The sequence below is a fragment of the Streptomyces sp. NPDC058637 genome (assembly GCF_042717325.1).
Classification (GTDB): Bacteria; Actinomycetota; Actinomycetes; order Streptomycetales; family Streptomycetaceae; genus Streptomyces.
Window position 1 is genome coordinate 83,097 of sequence record NZ_JBHXRD010000011.1, and the last position, 18,161, is coordinate 101,257.

Annotated in this window: 14 protein-coding genes, 2 pseudogenes and 1 riboswitch; of the genes and pseudogenes, 2 read left to right on the forward strand and 14 right to left on the reverse strand. The window is 71.3% G+C overall.

Annotated elements, in window-relative coordinates; translation table 11 throughout:
• Positions 1–205 precede the first annotated feature (205 nt).
• From ACFWVP_RS13650 to ACFWVP_RS13710, 13 genes and pseudogenes are all read right to left on the reverse strand, one after another.
• Complete coding sequence (locus ACFWVP_RS13650; RefSeq protein WP_384496326.1) at positions 206–1,591, reverse strand: NAD(P)/FAD-dependent oxidoreductase; 1,386 nt, start codon at positions 1,589–1,591, stop codon at positions 206–208.
• 448 nt (positions 1,592–2,039) lie between these two features.
• On the reverse strand, positions 2,040–2,981 hold the full coding sequence (locus ACFWVP_RS13655; protein ID WP_384496327.1) for an exopolyphosphatase: 942 nt from the start codon (positions 2,979–2,981) through the stop codon (positions 2,040–2,042).
• A gap of 37 nt (positions 2,982–3,018) precedes the next feature.
• Positions 3,019–3,549, reverse strand: coding sequence for a DUF501 domain-containing protein (locus tag ACFWVP_RS13660; RefSeq protein WP_384496537.1), 531 nt, complete (start codon positions 3,547–3,549; stop codon positions 3,019–3,021).
• 64 nt (positions 3,550–3,613) lie between these two features.
• Positions 3,614–4,084, reverse strand: a complete 471-nt coding sequence (locus tag ACFWVP_RS13665) for a septum formation initiator family protein (RefSeq protein WP_384496328.1) — start codon at positions 4,082–4,084, stop codon at positions 3,614–3,616.
• Positions 4,085–4,196: 112 nt separating this feature from the next.
• The gene (gene eno, locus ACFWVP_RS13670) at positions 4,197–5,483 is read right to left on the reverse strand and encodes a phosphopyruvate hydratase (protein WP_384496330.1); all 1,287 of its coding nucleotides are present in this window, start codon (positions 5,481–5,483) and stop codon (positions 4,197–4,199) included.
• 284 nt (positions 5,484–5,767) lie between these two features.
• Complete coding sequence (locus ACFWVP_RS13675) at positions 5,768–6,469, reverse strand: transglycosylase family protein (protein WP_384496331.1); 702 nt, start codon at positions 6,467–6,469, stop codon at positions 5,768–5,770.
• Positions 6,470–6,640, reverse strand: a riboswitch (cyclic di-AMP (ydaO/yuaA leader).
• Positions 6,641–6,930: 290 nt separating this feature from the next.
• Positions 6,931–7,923, reverse strand: coding sequence for a transglycosylase family protein (locus ACFWVP_RS13680; RefSeq protein WP_384496332.1), 993 nt, complete (start codon positions 7,921–7,923; stop codon positions 6,931–6,933).
• Between the two features lie 105 nt (positions 7,924–8,028).
• Positions 8,029–9,439: pseudogene (locus ACFWVP_RS13685) on the reverse strand (cytochrome P450).
• On the reverse strand, positions 9,436–10,422 hold the full coding sequence (locus tag ACFWVP_RS13690) for a nucleoside triphosphate pyrophosphohydrolase (RefSeq protein ID WP_384496333.1): 987 nt from the start codon (positions 10,420–10,422) through the stop codon (positions 9,436–9,438). The pseudogene ACFWVP_RS13685 and the gene ACFWVP_RS13690 overlap by 4 nt, the downstream one beginning before the upstream one ends.
• A 44-nt stretch (positions 10,423–10,466) precedes the next feature.
• Entirely contained in the window at positions 10,467–11,123 is a 657-nt protein-coding gene (locus tag ACFWVP_RS13695) for a SurA N-terminal domain-containing protein (RefSeq protein ID WP_384496335.1), read from the reverse strand.
• 141 nt (positions 11,124–11,264) lie between these two features.
• Positions 11,265–12,839: a protein kinase gene (locus ACFWVP_RS13700; RefSeq protein WP_384496337.1), complete on the reverse strand. Its 1,575-nt coding sequence runs from the start codon at positions 12,837–12,839 to the stop codon at positions 11,265–11,267.
• A complete protein-coding gene (locus ACFWVP_RS13705) occupies positions 12,836–13,456 on the reverse strand; it encodes a hypothetical protein (protein WP_384496339.1) in 621 nt (206 codons plus the stop codon). The genes ACFWVP_RS13700 and ACFWVP_RS13705 overlap by 4 nt, the downstream gene beginning before the upstream one ends.
• Positions 13,457–13,554: 98 nt before the next feature.
• Positions 13,555–15,690 (reverse strand): N-6 DNA methylase, encoded by a 2,136-nt coding sequence (locus ACFWVP_RS13710; protein WP_384496341.1) that lies wholly within the window; start codon positions 15,688–15,690, stop codon positions 13,555–13,557.
• Positions 15,691–15,889: 199 nt separating this feature from the next.
• Between ACFWVP_RS13710 and ACFWVP_RS13715 the strand changes: the two genes are divergently transcribed.
• Both ACFWVP_RS13715 and ACFWVP_RS13720 read left to right on the forward strand, forming a co-directional pair.
• Positions 15,890–16,732 (forward strand): DUF4190 domain-containing protein, encoded by an 843-nt coding sequence (locus ACFWVP_RS13715; protein ID WP_384496343.1) that lies wholly within the window; start codon positions 15,890–15,892, stop codon positions 16,730–16,732.
• Between the two features lie 106 nt (positions 16,733–16,838).
• The gene (locus tag ACFWVP_RS13720) at positions 16,839–17,603 is read left to right on the forward strand and encodes a hypothetical protein (protein WP_384496345.1); all 765 of its coding nucleotides are present in this window, start codon (positions 16,839–16,841) and stop codon (positions 17,601–17,603) included.
• Positions 17,604–17,647: 44 nt separating this feature from the next.
• On the opposite strand, the pseudogene ACFWVP_RS13725 reads toward ACFWVP_RS13720, so the two are convergent.
• Positions 17,648–18,119: pseudogene (locus ACFWVP_RS13725) on the reverse strand (hypothetical protein).
• Between the last annotated feature and the right edge of the window lie 42 nt (positions 18,120–18,161).

Consider the following 18,161-nt stretch of genomic DNA (forward strand, 5'->3'; position numbering starts at 1 on the left):
CGGGGCCGCGGCGAGGTACACCTGCGTCAACGCCGCCCGGTCCGCGGGCCATCCCGCCCACTCGCAACGGAACGGCAAAATACCTGCACCATCCATGCACTTCACGGCCCGCGCCACCCGCACCGCACCGCCGCGCCTGAGCACGCCGAAGGGGCCGTCCGCACCACGGATGGCGGACGACCCCTTCGGTGACGTACGGGTGGAGCTAGGAGGCCTTGGCCTTCTCGCCCTCGGACTTGGCCGCGACCGGAGCCGGGTTCGGCTTGGCGGCCTCGTAGAACTCCTCGCGCGGAGTCTCCATGGCGCCGAGCGAGACGACCTCGCGCTTGAGGAACATCGCCAGCGTCCAGTCGGCGAAGATCCGGATCTTGCGGTTCCAGGTCGGCATCGCCATGCCGTGGTAGCCACGGTGCATGTACCAGGCGAGACGGCCCTTGAGCTTGATCTTCACCTTGCCCACGACGATCATCGCGACGCCCTTGTGCAGGCCCAGACCGGCGACCGCGCCCTTGTTGGCGTGGCTGTACTCCTTCTGCGGGAAGCCCCGCATGCCGGAGATGACGTTGTCGCCGAGGACCTTGGCCTGACGCAGCGCGTGCTGGGCGTTCGGCGGGCACCAGGCGTTCGGGTTGCCGGCCTTGCGGCCGACCAGGTCCGGGACCTGGGCGTTGTCGCCCGCGGCCCAGATGTAGTCGGTGCCCTGCACCTGGAGCTTCTCGGACGTGTCGACGTGACCACGCGGGCCGAGCGGCAGACCGAAACGGGCCAGGGCCGGGTTCGGCTTCACGCCGGCCGTCCACACGATCGTGCTGGAGTCGACCTCCAGGCCGTTCTTCAGCACGACGTGACCGTCGACGCAGGAGTCCATCGAGGTGGAGAGGTAGATCTCCACTCCGCGGCTCTCCAGGTGCTCCTTGCCGTACGCGCCCAGCTTCGGGCCGACCTCGGGAAGGATCTTGTCGGCGGCGTCGACCAGGATGAAGCGCATGTCCTCGCGCTTCACGCTGGTGTAGTACTTGGCCGCGTCGCGCGCCATGTCCTCGACCTCGCCGATGGTCTCCGCGCCGGCGAAGCCGCCGCCCACGAAGACGAACGTCAGCGCCTTGCGGCGGACGTCCTCGTCGGTCGTCGAGTCAGCCTTGTCCAGCTGCTCGAGGACGTGGTTGCGCAGGCCGATGGACTCCTCGATGCCCTTCATGCCGATGCCCTGCTCGGCGAGGCCGGGGATCGGGAAGGTACGGGAGACCGCGCCCATCGCGATGACCAGGTAGTCGAAGGGCAGCTCGTAGGCCTCGCCGACGAGCGGCGCGACCGTGGCGACCTTGCGGTCCTGATCGATGGTCGTGACTCGGCCGGTGAGAACCTCAGCCTTGGGCAGCACGCGTCGCAGCGGGACGACGACATGCCGAGGCGAGATGCTGCCGGCAGCAGCTTCGGGAAGGAAGGGCTGGTACGTCATGTACGAGCGAGGGTCGACGACCGTGACGGTCGCCTCCCCGTACCGCATCTTCTTCAGAATGCGACGAGCTGCGTACAGGCCTACGTACCCACCGCCTACAACGAGGATCCTGGGACGCTCCGTGGTGCTCATGCCATCGAGTATCCACCCCCCTCGGGGGGCATGCTCGTGAGCCCCTTCACAAGGTATGCGCCCCCCTCTGCTACACTTCGCCGCCCGCGTGACCGAGGTCATGATGCCGGAGGGGAACCACGGCATACCGGCGAACGTTGTTCACCGCTTGTGAGCTGGCCCTTGTGCCGCCGGAGCGGGCGGACCACCGGTCCACGACACCCCGCGGCCACACTCCCGAAACGCCCCCGCACCCCCGCCGCACGGCCCACCGGGCGGGCCCCGGGGCCCCTCGGGGACCGAACTTCACCCAGCAGGACCGAATTCCTTGTGAAGAAGTTCACGAAGTTCGTCGCGGGTGACCGCGAAAGCCCCCTCCACGGGGGCCTCCGACGGTCATGAGCAGCTCAAAAGTGCAGGCCGGAGTGCGTTTGAGCGTGATCTCACGGCCCCTTCGGCCGCACTGTGATCAAGCTGCTGACCAGGCGATCCCATCGAGGATGTCGTGCTCGCTGACGACGACCTCCGCGGCCCCGGTCCGTTCCATCACCGCGAGCAGGACGAGCGCCCCGGAGGTGATCACATCGACCCGGCCCGGGTGCATCGCCGGGATCCCCGCACGCTGCTCGTGCGTCGAGGCCAGCAGCCGCCCGGTGATCTCCCGGACCTGCTCCAGGGAGACGCGGGAGTGGTGGATCGCCTCGGAGTCGTACTCCTCCAGCCCGAGCGCGATCGCGGCGACCGTGGTCACCGTGCCCGCCAGCCCGACGAGCGTGGCCGCGTCGGCGATCGGCACGGTCTCCTCCGCCAGGTCCAGCGCGGCGCCGATGTCCGCACGGATCGCGGCGATCCCCTCGGGCGTCGGCGGGTCCACGACGGCCCCGCCCCGGACGAGATGACGCTCGGTCATACGGACACAGCCGATGTCCACGGACCGGGCCGCACGGACCTCGTCGTCGCCGACGACGAACTCCGTGGAGCCGCCTCCGATGTCCACGACCAGGTAGGGCTTGTCCAGGTGGTCGCTGCCGACCAGCTCCTTGGTCGCCCCGTCGAAGGAGAGCTGAGCCTCCTGGTCGCCGCTGACGACCTCGGGCTCGACGCCCAGGATGTCCAGGACGCCCCGGACGAACATGTCGCTGTTCTCCGCGTCACGGGAGGCGGAGGTGGCGACGAACCGCACCTTCTCCGCACCGAGTTCCCCGATCGCGGCCGCGAACTCCCGGCAGGCGTCGAAGGTGCGCTCCAGCGCCTCGGGCGCCAGTCGTCCGGTGCGGTCGACGCCCTGGCCGAGCCGGACGATCCGCATCCGGCGGTCGAGCTCGGCGAAGTGCCCGGTGGCGGGGTCCACGTCGGCGACGAGCAGACGGATGGAGTTGGTACCGCAGTCGATGGCGGCAACGCGGGTCATGGTGCTCCTGTGGTCGTGGTTACCGGGCGGCGTGAGGTCAGGCCTCTTCGGTGCCGCACGGCGAGACGCAGGGCCCCTTCGCCCACCACTCGGGCAGCATCGCGATCGCCTCGTCCCCCAGCGGGTTCACCCCGGGACCGGCGGCCAGCGAGTGGCCGACCAGGACGTGCAGGCACTTCACCCGGTCCGGCATGCCGCCCGCGCTCGGGAAGCCCTCCAGGACCTCGATGGCGTCACGGCGCGCGAGGTAGTCCTCGTGGGCCGCGCGATAGGCGGCGGCCAGCTCCGGGTCCGTCGTGAGGCGCTCGGTCATCTCCCTCATGACCCCGTTGGCCTCCAGCGTGCCGATCGCGGACGCGGCACGCGGGCACGTCAGGTAGTACGTCGTCGGGAACGGCGTACCGTCCTCCAGGCGGGGCTGTGTCTCGACCACGTCCGGACTGCCGCAGGGGCAGCGGTGCGCGATGGCGCGCAGTCCGCGCGGCGGCCGGCCGAGCTGCTGCTCGAACGCGGCGATGTCCGCCTCGGTGGGCGTGGTGGATTCGGTCTGCGGAGGGGGCGTGTCCATGCCTGCCTTGAATGTCATCGGTCGGTCTGTATGTATCGGTGCGCGTACGGGGGCGGCGCCGGAGTCATTCCCGGTCCGCGCTGTCGACGCCGTCCCAGAGGTTCGAGTGCCAGGGCCTGCCGGTCGCACCCGGTTCCCCGCGGCGGACCTCCGCCGCGTCCGGGTCGATCACCGTGTAACCGGTCTCCCCGGGCATGACGTAGTGCAGATGCTGACGGGCGAGCCGGCGGATGTACGCGTCGTCCTGGAGACGCGCCTTCTCGTCGCGCAGCTCCTCCGTCCGCTCGTGCGCCTCCCGCGAGAGCCTCTCCTGATCCGCGATCTGGTCGCGCTGGGAGATGTACTGCCGCATCGGGTAGGCGAGGGCGACCACCAGGGAACAGACGATCAGCGCCAGGAACGCGGCCCGGCCGGTGAGCCGGGAGCGCCGGGCCTGACGGCGGTTCTGGGACCGGTAGACGCGGGCCGCCGTCTGCTCACCGAGCAGCCGCAGCCTGGTCGTGGTGGAGAACCGGTCACGATCCTTCCCGGCCATCTCTCACGCCTCCCCGTTACGCACGTCCGTCCCCGCACACGGTACGGGACCGGGTGCGGGGACGGACGGAGGCTGGTGCCCGAAGAGGGGCTCAGCTCCTGCTGTCGGGCTGTCAGCCCTCGAAGCGGAACCGCGGGAACGCCGAACGGCCCGCGTACACCGCGGCGTCGTCGAGGATCTCCTCGATGCGCAGCAGCTGGTTGTACTTGGCGACACGGTCCGAGCGGGCCGGGGCGCCGGTCTTGATCTGACCACAGTTCACGGCGACGGCGAGGTCGGCGATGGTGACGTCCTCGGTCTCACCGGAGCGGTGGGACATCATGCACTTGAAGCCGTTGCGCTGGGCGAGCTCGACGGCGTCCAGGGTCTCGGTCAGCGAACCGATCTGGTTGACCTTGACGAGCAGGGCGTTGGCCGAGCCCTCCTCGATACCGCGGGCGAGGCGCTCGGGGTTGGTGACGAAGAGGTCGTCGCCGACGATCTGCACCTTGGCGCCGAGCTTGTCGGTGATGACCTTCCAGCCGGCCCAGTCGTCCTCGTACAGCGGGTCCTCGATGGAGACCAGCGGGTACGCGGAGACGAGCTCCTCGTAGTACTCGGTCATCTCGGCGGCCGAGCGGGACTTGCCCTCGAACTCGTAGACGCCGTCCTTGTAGAACTCGGACGCGGCGACGTCGAGCGCCAGACCGATGTCACGGCCCGGGACGTAACCGGCCTCCTTGATGGCCTCGATGATGAGGTCCAGGGCGGCACGGTTGGACTCGAGGTTCGGGGCGAAGCCGCCCTCGTCGCCGAGACCGGTGGACAGGCCCTTGGTCTTCAGGACCTTCTTCAGCGTGTGGTAGATCTCCGCACCCCAGCGCAGGGCCTCGGAGAAGGACTCGGCGCCGATCGGCGCGATCATGAACTCCTGGATGTCCACGTTGGAGTCGGCGTGCGAGCCGCCGTTCAGGATGTTCATCATCGGAACGGGCAGCAGGTGCGCGTTCGGGCCGCCGAGGTAGCGGAACAGCGGGAGGTCCGAGGCCTCGGACGCGGCGTGGGCCACGGCCAGCGAGACACCGAGGATGGCGTTGGCGCCGAGCGAGCCCTTGTTCTCGGTCGCGTCGAGGTCGAACATCGCCTGGTCGATGAGGCGCTGCTCGGTGGCGTCGTAACCGACGAGCTCCGGGCCGATCTGCTCGATCACGGCGAGGACGGCCTTCTCGACACCCTTGCCGTGGTAACGGTTGGGGTCACCGTCGCGAAGCTCGATGGCCTCGAACGCACCGGTGGAGGCACCGGACGGAACGGCAGCACGTCCCGTGCTGCCGTCGTCGAGGCCAACCTCGACCTCGACCGTGGGGTTGCCCCGGGAGTCGAGGATTTCCCTGGCTACGACGACGTCGATGGACGGCACGAGGCATCTCCTTCTGGGATATGACACTGGTTGTGCAGGGTCACTGTGGCCTTGCGACACGAGCCTAACCGGCCCGGCCCGCCGCGTCGGCCGACCGCCCGTCCCCTGGGACGAAAAAGGACCCAAGGGACCGCATTACGGGCAAAGCTCAGAAATTTACTGACTGGTAACTACAACAGTTGAACGGTCCCCTTCACGGACGCCCCCGAAAAGGCCCCGGCCCGGCGCGCACTGGGGTGAGCGCGCCGGGCCGGGGAGCACCGCCGGGAGGAGGGACCCGGCTGCTACTTCAGGTGGAGCTGCTGACCCGGGAAGATCAGGTCGGCGTCCTCGACGATGTCGTCGTTCAGGTCGAACAGCTTCTGCCAGCCGCCCTTGACGTCCTTCGCCCCGGCGATCGTGCTGAGGGTGTCGCCGGCCTTCACCTTGTACTCGCCGTCACCCTTCTCGACCTTGTCGCCGGTCGGGGTGGTGACGGTCTTCTCGGCCTCGGGGGCCGTGCGCGTCTCGCTGCGGCTGGCGGGCTGCTCGGCCTTGCGCTCCGGCTGGGCCGCCGCCTTCGGCTCGGCCTCGCTCTGCGCGGAGCCGGTGTCGACGCCCGGGTCCACACCGTCGTTCGTCAGGCCACCGGCACCGGCGCAGGCCCAGGCGCCCGGGCCCTGCAGGTCGAGGAGCTTCTCCGCGGTGGCTATCTGCTGGCCCTTGGTGGCCAGGTCGGCACGGGAGGCGTACTGGGTGCCGCCGGCGGCAGCCCAGCTGGACTGCGAGAACTGCAGGCCGCCGTAGTAGCCGTTGCCGGTGTTGATGGACCAGTTGCCACCGGACTCGCACTGCGCGACGGCGTCCCACGTGGCGACGGAGGCGGCGGAGGCACCGGTGGCACCCATCAGCGGAACGGCCACGGCCGCGCCGGTGACGCCGGCCAGGGTGGCGATACGGACGGCCTTGGACGGGCGACGGTGCTTGCCCTTGCGCGAAAGCAGCATGGTTCTCCTCACCGACGCCTACGAGGTGAGCTGTCGGGTTCGGGCCTGTGAGTTGCCCGGTCGCCCGTACTGAAAGGCGACTTCACCCCGAGCCGGTCCTCGCCCGTCTTCCGACGGCCGGGTCCGGCACTTACCTGGGTCCCCCGCTCCTGCCTACGGCGCTTTACGCGTCTGTCCCCTTCGGCCGACGGCAGGATTCGGCGTGACGGTCGAAGGTGCCCGCGGTGCGAGCAGTTCAGACCGTAAACACACGCAACGCCTACATTCAAAGATGGACATAACTGGCAATCAGCACTTACCGCCTCAGGGAGCGAGGTCGTTTCCGCAGGTCGGAGGCGATGCGGGCCGAGCGGGCGGACGAGGCGCGCCAGTTCAAGCAAAGAGACCCATGTCTCACTTACACATAAGTGGACATAGGCCTCTGAACTACCCCTGATTTTGGGGCGTTTTCCCGCTTTTGATCAGTTGCCGACCGTGGTCTCCGCGGGGGTCCGCGCGTCCTTCCCGGCATCCTCCGCGTCCGCCTGGAGGCCCAGGTCGAGACTCTGGCCGGGCAGGATCAGATCCGGGTCGGAGCCCAGCTCCACCTTGTTGGCCGCGTAGAGCGCGGGCCATCCACCGGGCAGCTCCCGCGCGTCCGCGATCGACCAGAGGTTGTCGCCCTCGCGGACGGTGTACGTTCCGTCCGCGCCCGTCTCCGCGCCTTCGCGGGCCCCGGAGTCGCCGCGCGAGGCGTGCCGTCCGGACTCGCGCCCGTCCTCCAGGTCCGTCCCGGTGCCCGCATCGGGGGCCGGTGTACCGCGGTGCTTCCCACTCGTCTCGCCACTGCCCTTCGAGTCGCCGGACGCCTCGGAGGCTTCGGGGGACGGGGTGGCGGAAGGCGACGACGACGACTCGGACTTGCCTTCTTCGTCGGCCTTGTCCGTCTTGCCGTTGTTGCCGTTGCTGCCCGTCCTGTCCGCTTCGTCCGCCCCGGCCCTCTTGTCCGGCGTTTCGACCGAGGGTGCGCCCGACGGGGTGGCCGTGTCCGTGGGGTCGGCGGACGGCTCACCGCCCGGGTCGACGCCGGGCAGTGTGCCGTCCAGCGCGAGTCCGGAGATCACCGCGCAGCTGGGCCACGCCTGCGGGCCCTTGTCGTCCAGCACCTTCTCCGCGACCGATATCTGCTGCGAACGGCTCGCGAGGTCGGCACGGGCCGCGTAGGCCGTGCCGCCGTAGGCCGACCAGTCGTCCTGCGAGAACTGCAGGCCGCCGTAGTGGCCGTTGCCGAGGTCGGCGCTCCACATGCCACCGCTCTCGCACTCGGCGACCCGGTCCCAGGTCGAGGCGTCGGCGGCGTGCGCGCCGGTCGCACCGAGCAACGGGATGGCGATGGCCGATCCCGTCACGCCCGCGGCGACGACGATGGCGGGTGCCTGACGAGGGCGGCGGTGTCTGCCATTCGCGGAGCCCATGGGATTGCCTTCCGTGTGACTGACGTGTGACGGGTGAGTCGAACGGTGAACCTAGCCGTACTCGAACGTGTGTCACAAGTCGATGCAGCGGAGATCACGTGAAAGTCACAGAGTTGACAGAGTGTCATTTTTTTCGGACCTGGTGTCCGGGCTCGAACCGCACCGGAAGTGTCCGCAGTCCGCGCATGATGAGCCCGCCCCGCCATCGCAAATCGGCAGGTTCCGCGGCGAGCCGCAGGTCGGGGAGCCGACGCAGCAGTGTGGCCAACGCCGCCTGCCCCTCCAGCCGGGCCAGCGGTGCCCCCAGGCAGTAATGGATGCCGTGCCCGTATCCGAGGTGCTGATTGTCACTCCGCGCGAGGTCCAGCGTGTCCGCGTCGCGGAACCGTTCCGGATCACGGTCGGCGGCGGCCAGCACGACGAGGACGGGGTCTCCGGCCGCGATGCGCTGTCCGCCCAGGGTGACGGGTTCGGTGGCGTAGCGCCAGGTCGCCAGCTCCACCGGGCCGTCGTAGCGCAGCAGTTCCTCGAGGCCTGTGGCCAGCAGGTCCGTCTCGCCCGCCGCCAGTGAGCGTTCCAGCCGCATCCGCTGTTCCGGGTTGCGCAGCAGGGCGTACGTTCCGTTGCCGATGAGGTTGACCGTGGTCTCGAAGCCGGCGAAGAGAAGGATGAACGCCATCGCGGCGGCCTCGTTCTCGGTGAGGTGTTCGCCGTGGTCGCTCGTCCGGATGAGCCCGGAGATCAGGTCGTCGCCGGGATTCTCCCTTTTGCGGTGGATGAGTTCGGCGAGGTAGCCGCGCATCTTCTTGACCGACCTGGCCACGCCGCCGCGCGGCCCGCCGCCGTGCCGGATCATCATCCCGGCCCAGTCCCGGAAGTCGTCCTGGTCCTCCGGGGGCACCCCAAGCAGGTCGCAGATCGCGTAGATGGGGAGCGGGAAGGCGAAGTCGTGGATGAGGTCCGCCTCCCCCTTCTCGACGAAGGTGTCGATGAGGCGGTCCGTCAGCTCCTGCACGCGCGGTGCGAACTCCGCGACCCGGCGCGGGGTGAACGCCTTGGAGACGAGCCGGCGCAGCCTGGTGTGGTCCGGCGGGTCGATGTTCAGCAGGTGCGTCATCAGCTCCGCCTTGCGCTCCCCCGGGATGCCCGTCTTGCCCTTGGCGTTCGCCGACCCGGCGTGGTGTGCCGGGTTCTTGGAGAGCCGGGTGTCGGCGAGGGCCTGTCTGGCGTCCGCGTACCTGGTCACGAGCCAGGCCTCGACGCCGCTGGGCAGCGCGGTGCGGTGTACCGGGCTGTGCTCGCGGAGCCAGGCGTACGCGGGATACGGGTCGGTGGCGAACTCCCAGGTGAAGAGTTCCGGCCCGGGGGTGCCGGTCGCCGAGGTGCCGGGGGCCGGGTTGTCGGGCGCCGGGGTGTCGGGGGCGGCGAGCGCGTCCGGCCCAGGCGTGTCCGGCGTGGGCCGGGGTGCGTCGGGCGCGGGGGTTTCGGCGGGGGTGTCGGCGGGGCTGTCGTTCACCCCTCGACGTTATCCGCAGCGGGAGCGTGGCCCTCCGCCGCCCGGATCGCGTCCCGGTAGGTGCGGGCGGCGGCCCGCAGGGCGGCCTCCGGGTCGGTGCCGTCCTGCTCGGCGCGTACGGCCAGGGCGAGCAGCTGGTATCCGATGGAGTCGCCCGTGGGAAGCGCGACGTCGAGGCCGGCGTGACGGGCCCGGCTGCCGAGCTTCGCCGCAAGGGCGAGGCCGGGCTGTCCCAGCGGCACCCCTTCGGTGACCGAGTCGCGCTGCTTCTCGATCGCCTTCGTACGGAGCCAGTGCGCGTGGACGTCCTCCGGGGTCTCGGCGGTCGCGTCGCCGAACACGTGCGGGTGGCGGTGGATCAGCTTCTCCACGATCGTGGCCGCGACGTCGTCGACCGAGAACGGCTCGTCCGGGTCCTCCTGCGCGATCCGGGCGTGGAAGACGACCTGGAGCAGGACGTCCCCGAGCTCCTCGCGCAGTTCCCCGCGGTCACCGTCCTCGATCGCCTCCACCAGCTCGTACGCCTCCTCGATGGCGTACTTCGCGAGGCCCTTGTGCGTCTTCTGCGAGGCCCACGGGCATTCCAGCCTGAGGCGGTCCATGACCTGGACCAGGTCCAGCAGCCGGGCGCCCGGCAGGTCGTAGGAACCGGGCAGCAGTTCCAGGTCCGGCATCCGCACCCGGCCCGAACCACCCAGCCTGGCCAGTCCGTCGGTGAGCGGCTGGTTGCCCTCGCCGCCCACCAGGACCACGACGGTCCGGCCGCCCGCGCAGTCGTCCACGAGCTGCTCCGCCGAGGGTGCGGTGTGCTCGACGGTGACGTCCGCCTCGCTCAGGTAAGGCAGTTGCGGATGGTCCGGCTCGGCGCACAGCACCCGGTCGGCGGCGCGCAGCGTCTGCCAGGCGGGCCAGGACAGCAGACCGGGCGCGACCCGGTGGCTGGCGGTGAGCAGGACGATACGGCCGGGGGCTTCAGCGTTCACGCCCCGAACCTACCGCGACCGGATCCCGGGGTGCCCGGCCCCGGTCAGGCGCCCGCTTCGGGCTCCTGCGCCGGGAAGGTGGTGACCTGGGTGATCCACGGGGCCTTGAAGGTGCTGAGCTGGACCTTCTGGTCGTCCCAGGTGCCGTAGCGCGGGTTGACGTCGATGTCCAGCGCCTTCGAGGCCTTGGTGAGCGCCTCGCCGACGGCCTGCTGACCGGCCGGGGTCTGCAGGTCGGCGCCGAGCGCCTGTGCCAGCTTCGGGAGCTGGACCTCCTTGCGCAGGTCGTCCTCGATCTGGCCGGGGGCGACCCAGCGCTGCTCCAGCATCACGGCCCGCAGGCCCTTGTCGCCGCCGGACTGCGCCGCGGCGGCACTGCGGACCTGCTGGACCTCCTTGCGGCTGACATCGACCCCGGCGTCCTTCGCGGCACGGTCCAGGACCCGTTCGAAGATCAGGCTGTGCAGCTTGGCCCGGTTGAGCTGCCCGGACTTCTTCACGAGCTGTGCGGACTGCGCCGAGGCCTCCTGCGCCGTGCGGACGTCCGCCGCCCGTTCCTGGACCGTGGCGACCTCGATCCGGTCCCCACCGACCACGGCCGCCGCACCGGGGTGGGCGTCGCCGCCGCAGGCGGTGAGGAGCGGTGCCGCGACGAGCGTTGCGGCGGATACGGCGAGCGCGGTGCGATGTCGGCGGTGCAAAGGAGCCTCCCGGGGAGAGTTTGTGCATCAGTGCACAAAGCCTTGCGGTGATCGATGTTAGGCAGTGGAGGGGGTTGGGGCCACTGATTCGACCAACGATTCGGAAGGAGTTGGGGATGCGGTGCGGCGGAGGGGCCGATTTCAGCCGCCGCGTACGTCCTGCTGGTGGGTGAGCTGCCTGCGCAGCTCCAGGGGGAGAGGGTGGTGCGGCCCGTACGCCCGCTCCGCGTCGTACAGCAGGGCCTGCAGCTGTCCGCGTCCGGCCGCGTGGTCGCCGACGGCGAGCAGCAGGTGGCCGATGCGGTGCCGGATGTCGAAGGCACGGCCCCGGTCCGGGGGCGGTGTCCTGTAGGTGTTCTCGTAGTAGGGGAGGACCGCGCGGTACTCGGCGAGGGCGGCGGCCGCCTCGCCCAGCTGCTCCAGGCACTGCGCCGCGTCGTAACGGAACTGGAGGGTCTGGGTGTCGGCCGGGCCGGCCTCCGCCGCGCGGTCGTCGGCGAGCCGGCGCAGCTCGGGCAGGGCGCGGCGGAACTGCCCGTCGTCCATCAGTGTGGCCGCGTACTGCTTGCGCAGGATCCGGACGACCGGGGAGTGTTCCCCGTGCTCGGCGGCGGCGGCCGGGAGGATGCCCCCGAGGATGTCGACGGCCTGGGTGATGCGGCCCTCGCTCAGCAGCTGCTTCACCTCGTCGACCGCCTTCGCGACGTCCGGACGGGGCGGCTCGGGCGTGCCCGTAGTGTGGGTCGGCCGCACGGGGAAGGGGACGGCTGCCGGGGCCGGCACCGACGCCGGCGTCGCGGCGCGGTCGGGCCAGGGGGCGTGCGGCCGGAGGAAGGGGCGGGTCGGGTCGAGGGGCCCGGCGGGGGTCCCGCCGGCGGGCAGCAGCGGGCGCAGTGACTCGTACACCTCCTGGGCCGAGCCCGGGCGGTGCTGGGGGTCCTTGGCGAGCAGCCTCAGGACGAGTGCTTCGAGTGCCTCGGGGACTTCCGGCCGGAGGTGGCGGACCGGGAGCGGCGGCTCGTAGAGGTGGCGGTGGAGCACCCCGAGGGCGGTGGAGCCTGCGAACGGCACGTCCCCGCTGAGCAGTTCGTGGAGGAGGACACCGAGGGCGTACAGGTCGGTGTACGGGCCGACGGCGCCGCCCATGGCCTGCTCGGGCGCCATGTAGGCCGGGGAGCCTATGGGTGAGCCGGTGTGGGTCAGCCGGGTGGTGTCGGTGTCCATGACCGAGGCCACGCCCAGGTCGAGCACGACGACGGTGCCGTCGGGCCTGACCATCGCGTTGCGCGGCTTGAGGTCGCGGTGCACGATCGGCACGGCGTGGACGGCGGAGAGTACGGCGCAGAGCTGGGCGGCGATCGCGACGGCCCAGGGCCACGGGTAGGGGTCGTGTTCGGCGAGGTGGTCGGCGAGGTCGGCACCCTCGACGTACTGCATGACGAGGTAGAGGTCGTCGTCGTCGCTCCCCGCGTCGTGCACGGTGACCAGGCCCGGGTGGTCGACCTGCGCGGTGACCCTGCACTCGCGGACGAAGCGGCGGCGGAGCTCCTCGGCGGCGCCGCTCCCGGACGGCCCGGCGACGCGGTCCGGGCGCAGCAGCTTCACCGCGACGCGGCGGTCCAGGCGCTGGTCGTACGCCGTCCAGACCTGGCCCATGCCGCCCTGGCCGAGGATCGCGGCCAGTTCGTACCGTCCGGCGATGACGCGGCCGTTCACCGGCTGCCGCCCTCCTTGCGGAGGTAGTCGCTCAGCTCGTCGAGCTCGGCGCGCACCTGGTCGAGGCGCTGGGGCGGCGAGGTCGGGCCGGGCGGGGGCGCCGGGGCGGGCCCAGGTGTCGGGGCGGGCGTGCTCGTGGGAGCGGCGGGGGGTACGGGGACGGACGGGTATCCGTAACCGGGGGTGGGCGTCGCGGGGGTGACCGCGGGGGCCTGCGTCGGTACGTGGCCCCCGTACGGCGACGGGCCCGAATAGGCGTACTGCGGGCCGCTGTAGTGCCGGATCTCCGCGTACAGGTAATAGGCGATCGTGCCGACCACCGTGCAGATCAGCCAGCCGAGGAAGACGAGCGCCTGCGCGTCCGTCAGTTCCTCCTCGTTCTCCGGTGTGGACATGATGAAGGCGAACATGGCCGCGTTGAGTGCGATCACCACCACCATCAGGGTCCAGTCCAGGCCCTTGCGCGTGACGGTGGCCAGCCGCAGCAGGGAGGCCCAGGACAGGAACCCGCAGCTCATCAGCGTCAGCGCCACGAAGAGCACGCGCAGCGCGGTCAGCGTCGCCGAGGACGGTCGCGGCTTCGGTCGCTGCTGCGGCGGATAGCCGTAGCCGTGCATGTGCTGCTCCAGGGAAGGGCGGTGTGGGACGTTGCTGTGAGCGTATACACCGACGACGACAACGGGTCCCTGGATACGCACAACCGTTGTGCTTCACGTCACTTCGGGGCGACGGTGCCGTCCGTGAGTCCGTCGTACATCCCCTGGACCAGTTGTCCGCCGAGCCGGCCCGCCGTGCGCAGCGCGTCCTCGAAGGCGGCGAGTGCCCGGAACTGCGCACCGTACTCCCGCTGTTCGGCGAGGGGCAGTCGGGGCAGCTGGAGGCGCCGGGCGTCGAGCCGGGCCGCGGTGGAGGCGTAGCTGCTGGCCTGCCGGTTGTTGGCGGTACCGCGCAGGAACCCGGCGAGGAACCAGGGGTCGAGGGCGGCCGGATCGGGGCGCAGGAGCTGGAGGTTGCGGCCGAGCGCGGCACCGGCCGTGGCCTCGTCCACGACCCGGGTGACGGAGCCGCCGCCCAGTACGGGGACGATGACGTCGCCCTCCTCCAAAAGGAGGGGTTCCTCGTCCTGCGGCGGAGCCCCCGCGGTGGGCGCCCCGCTGAACGGCGTACCGCTGGGTGCTGTTCCCGCGAGGACGTCGTGCTCCGTGAGGACGGGTGCCGTGCCGCCGCCGGAGCCGGTGCGCAGTTGCAGGGCGCCGGCGCGGGCCAGTTCGCCGACGGTGGTGAGGGTGCGTCGGGACGATTCGGCGGGTGCGGCGGGCGGCGGGGTGAGGCGGGCGGTCAGCTTCAGGGTGTCGTCCAGCCGGTCCCGTACGCGGGCGAGCTCGGCCGCGCCGCCGCCGGCCGGGGGCGGCAGGTGGCGGGCGGGGGCCAGGTCCACGTCGTCGTCGAGGAGTTCGATGACGGGGACGGCGCGGCTGGTCCCGGGCCGGTCGACGCGGTCCGTACGGTCCTTCCCGTCCTCGTCCGCGAAGGCCTGCCAGGCGTCGAGTGCGGTGTTCCGGACGGCGGTCCAGTCGATGCGGTCGCGGCCGCCGGACGCCGCGGGGCCCGCGTTCGGGTCCGTGGGGTCCGCGGTGTCGACGAGCAGCAGTTCGGGTGCGGCCGGGTGGCCCGCCCCGGGCTTGCGCAGCACCCACAGGTGGAGCGGGATGCCGTACGGGGGCGCGGCACCGGCGGGGAGCGCGAGGACGGCACGCAGGGCGCCGCGGCGCAGCAGATCGGCACGGATCCTGCGGCCCGAGCGGCGGGAGGCGGCGGCCGGAGGCATCAGGAGGACGGCGGTTCCGCCCTCCCGGAGGTGGGCTAGGGCGTGCTGGACCCAGGCGAGTTCGGATTCGGTGCGGGCGGGGAAGCCGTATTCCCAGCGGGGGTCGTAGGCGAGTTCGTCGTGACCCCAGTTGCGTTCGTTGAAGGGCGGGTGGCAGAGCACCGCGTCCACCGTGAGCTGGGGGAAGGCGTCGGTGCGCAGGGTGTCGCCGGAGCGGACGACGAGCGCGCCCCCGTCCGCGCCGGCGGCGTTCTCGGAGTGGAGTGCGAGCCGGAGCGCGGTGAGCGCGGCGAGGTCGGGGTCGGCCTCCTGCGCGTACAGCGTCGCGGACCCGTCGACCGCCCGCAGGAGGGCGCCCGTTCCGGCTGCGGGGTCGAGGACCGCGCGGGCGGGCCGCTTCCCGGTCCGGCGGCCTGCCGGCCCGTTCCGCTCGGCCAGTGCCGTCATCAGCTCGGCCAGATTCGGTGGTGTGAGGGTGTACTGGCGGGGATTGGCGTCGAGCTGACGGACGAAGAGGAATTCGAACGCCTTGCGGGCGCCGGCCTCGGCGGCCAGCTCGGCAACGGCGCGCTGGAGCGGCACGGAGGGCAGCAGGTCGGCGTCGGAGGGCGTGTGGACCACGCGCTCGGGCCCGAAGCGGGCGGTCAGCACCTCGTCCAGCGCGACCGGCAGGACACGGGCCATCCGCGTGTCCGAGACGGCGGTGATCTCCAGCCAGGCGGTGGGCCTGTCCCGGACGAGCAGCAGGGCGCAGCCCGCGTGGATCAGCGCGGTGACGGTGCCGGCCGGGTGGCCGGACAGTTGCTGCCAGACCCGCTCACGGAGCGGGACCTCGGCGAGTTTTCCCTGGTCACGCAGCCATCGTTCGATCTCGGGCAGCGAGAAGGACGGGCTGGTGTCGGTGCCGCCGACCGGCCGGGGGAAGTCGGCGTGGCGACGGCGCCAGTTGCTGACGGCCGCGCGTCCCACACCCGCGAGCCGTGCGATCCCTGCGGCGGTCACCTCTGTCGAGCTCTCCGGCACTGGCTGTCTCCCCGATAGATCGTCCTGTCGGCGAGCATACCGACCCGACGGACGGACATCGGTTCACATCGACGTCAGACCTCGCACCCGTAAACAGTGTTGACTCAATTCACAGGCTCTGGTCTCATTAACTCGTCGCCGCAATATGTGGTGCACACAACCGCTCACACATCCCCGTTCTTCGCCGAAGGGCACACCCATGTCCCAGTTCACGTCGCCGCCCCAGCCCCAGCAGCCCTACGCCCCCGACCAGATCCCGGGCCTGCGCCCTGCCCGCAACGGTCTCGGCGTCTCCGCCCTCGTCCTCGGCATCATCGGGACCGTCTCCGGGCTGATCCCGCTCCTCTTCTGGCTGGCGGGCATCCTCGGCGTCATCGCCCTGATCCTGGGCCTGGCGGGCCGGGGCCGTGCCAAGCGCGGCGAGGCGAGCAACAAGGGCGTGGCCACGTTCGGCGCCGTGCTCGGTCTGGTGTCGCTGATCCTGTCGGTGGTCGGCGCGATCCTCACCTTCAAGGCCGTGGACGACGTGGTGAACGACATCTCCAAGGAGGTGCAGGGCAGTTCGGCTTCGGCGAAGCCGGGCAGCACCGAGGACGGCAAGAAGGGCGACGCGGCGAAGGGCGCCCCCGCGAGCGAGGACGAGCCGGCCGCCGAGACCCTGGAGGGCCGCGACACCGCCGTGTACGACGACGGCCTGGAGGTCACGGTCGGCGCCGCCGCCGCGTACACACCCGGCGCGTACGCCGCCGGGCACACCAAGGGCAACGACGCCTACAAGGTCTCCGTCGTCATCGAGAACAAGACGAAGGAGAAGTTCGACACCGCGCTCGTCAGCGTCGACGCCCGTGCGGGTGAGGACGGTGTCGACGCCGAGCAGATCTTCGACGGCAAGGTCGGCACCGGCTTCACCGGCACGGTCCTGCCGGGCAGGAAGATCACGGTGCAGTTCGCCTTCGACGCCCCTGCGGACGCGGAGCAGCTGACCGTCGAGGTCAGCCCCGGCTTCGACTGGGACGCCAGCCAGTGGGACCTGAAGCTCTGACGGTTCCGCCCAGCCCCCGCCCCTGACCGTCCCGCCCACCCCTCGCCCGTCCCTGACGGTCCCGCCCAGCCTCTGCCCGCCCCTGACACCCCGGAGCCCCGGTACCGTGCGACGCCCTTCAGCCCGCATCACAGCAGCCGCTCTCTGCACCGCGCTGGTCTTCTCCCTGGCCGCCTGCGACGCGTTCGCCGACGCCCCGCGGGCACGGGCGCCCTTCGCCGGTCTGAGCGCTCCGGAGATCACCGACAAGGCGGTCGCCACCACCCGGGCGGCCACGACCGTGCGCCTGGCCGTCACCACGGAGTCGGCGGACGGTCCCGTCCAGGCGTTCGTCGCGGCGGGGGCCAGGGGCGCGTGCACCGGAACGTTCTCCCTGGGGGCCGCGGGGACCATGGAGCTGGTCCGGGCCGACGGCAGGGTGTACACGAAGTCCGACGAGGCGATGCTCCGTGCCGCCGCGGCGGACCGGCCGGCAAAGGACGGCGAGAACGGCCGGAGCGGCGGCAACGGCAACAAGGGCGAGCGCGGCGGGGACGATGTCGAGAGGCTCACCGGCCGCTGGGTGAGAGCGCGCGCCGACGACCGGCGTACGGCCGGGAACCTGCGCTACTGCGACCCGCGCGGTCTCCTCGACCGGATCGCGGCGACGAGCTCGACGGCCCGTAGGGGCGGGCCGTCGGAGGTCGCCGGTACGCCCTCCCTCACCCTCACCGGCGGGACGGGCGGGGAAAGATGGACGGCGATCGTCGCCACGAAGGGTCCCTCACACCTCCTGAGGATGCGTGTCACCGACGGCACGGGGAAGGCCCTCACGGTGGAGTTCTCCGGGTTCGGCGCACCGCTCACCGTGAGGAAGCCGGCCGTCGGCTGACCGTACGGCCCGTCCACGTACGCGGAGACGGGTCGTACGCCCGCTCACACCCGGTGCCTGACCCACACGTTCGGCTCGACGTACGCCGCGTACCCGTGCGTGGTCGAGCAGTGCACGGGCACCAGCGCACCGGGCACCTCCACCGGGCCCTCGACGTCGAACGGCAGCCCGGTCCAGTCCCGCCATCGCTCCAGTGACGATCGCGCTCACCGTGTCCGGCTCGCGCCCGTGCCGCAGGTCGGAGAACGCCCACAGCAGGACATGGTCCCAGCCACCCTCCGGCAGCCGTCCCCGTCCCGCGACTTCCAGGGCGAAGGGAACGGAGAACGCCCGTGCGACGACGCCGTCCGCATCCGTGGCGACGAGCACGTACTCGGGGAACTCCGCGCTGATCCGGGGGAAGTTCGCCCAGCCGACCAGGTCCTCGAGTACGAACTCGGGCCAGGTGTCGGGCATCTCGTCCATCGCCCGGCCGAGCTCGGGCCGCGCGGCGAGGGTGGTGATCATGAGGTCCATGCGGCCCCCGCCAGGTATCCGGCCGACGTCCGCCAACTCATT

Excerpts from the sequence above, each read along its gene's own strand:
- ACFWVP_RS13680 (WP_384496332.1), bottom strand. The coding sequence starts at position 7,923 with ATGGGCTCCGCGAATGGCAGACACCGCCGCCCTCGTCAGGCACCCGCC.
- ACFWVP_RS13715 (WP_384496343.1), top strand. The coding sequence starts at position 15,890 with ATGTCCCAGTTCACGTCGCCGCCCCAGCCCCAGCAGCCCTACGCCCCC.
- ACFWVP_RS13665 (WP_384496328.1), bottom strand. The coding sequence starts at position 4,084 with ATGGCCGGGAAGGATCGTGACCGGTTCTCCACCACGACCAGGCTGCGG.
- ACFWVP_RS13660 (WP_384496537.1), bottom strand. The coding sequence starts at position 3,549 with ATGGACACGCCCCCTCCGCAGACCGAATCCACCACGCCCACCGAGGCG.
- ACFWVP_RS13650 (WP_384496326.1), bottom strand. The coding sequence starts at position 1,591 with ATGAGCACCACGGAGCGTCCCAGGATCCTCGTTGTAGGCGGTGGGTAC.
- ACFWVP_RS13655 (WP_384496327.1), bottom strand. The coding sequence starts at position 2,981 with ATGACCCGCGTTGCCGCCATCGACTGCGGTACCAACTCCATCCGTCTG.
- ACFWVP_RS13705 (WP_384496339.1), bottom strand. The coding sequence starts at position 13,456 with ATGCACGGCTACGGCTATCCGCCGCAGCAGCGACCGAAGCCGCGACCG.
- ACFWVP_RS13675 (WP_384496331.1), bottom strand. The coding sequence starts at position 6,469 with ATGCTGCTTTCGCGCAAGGGCAAGCACCGTCGCCCGTCCAAGGCCGTC.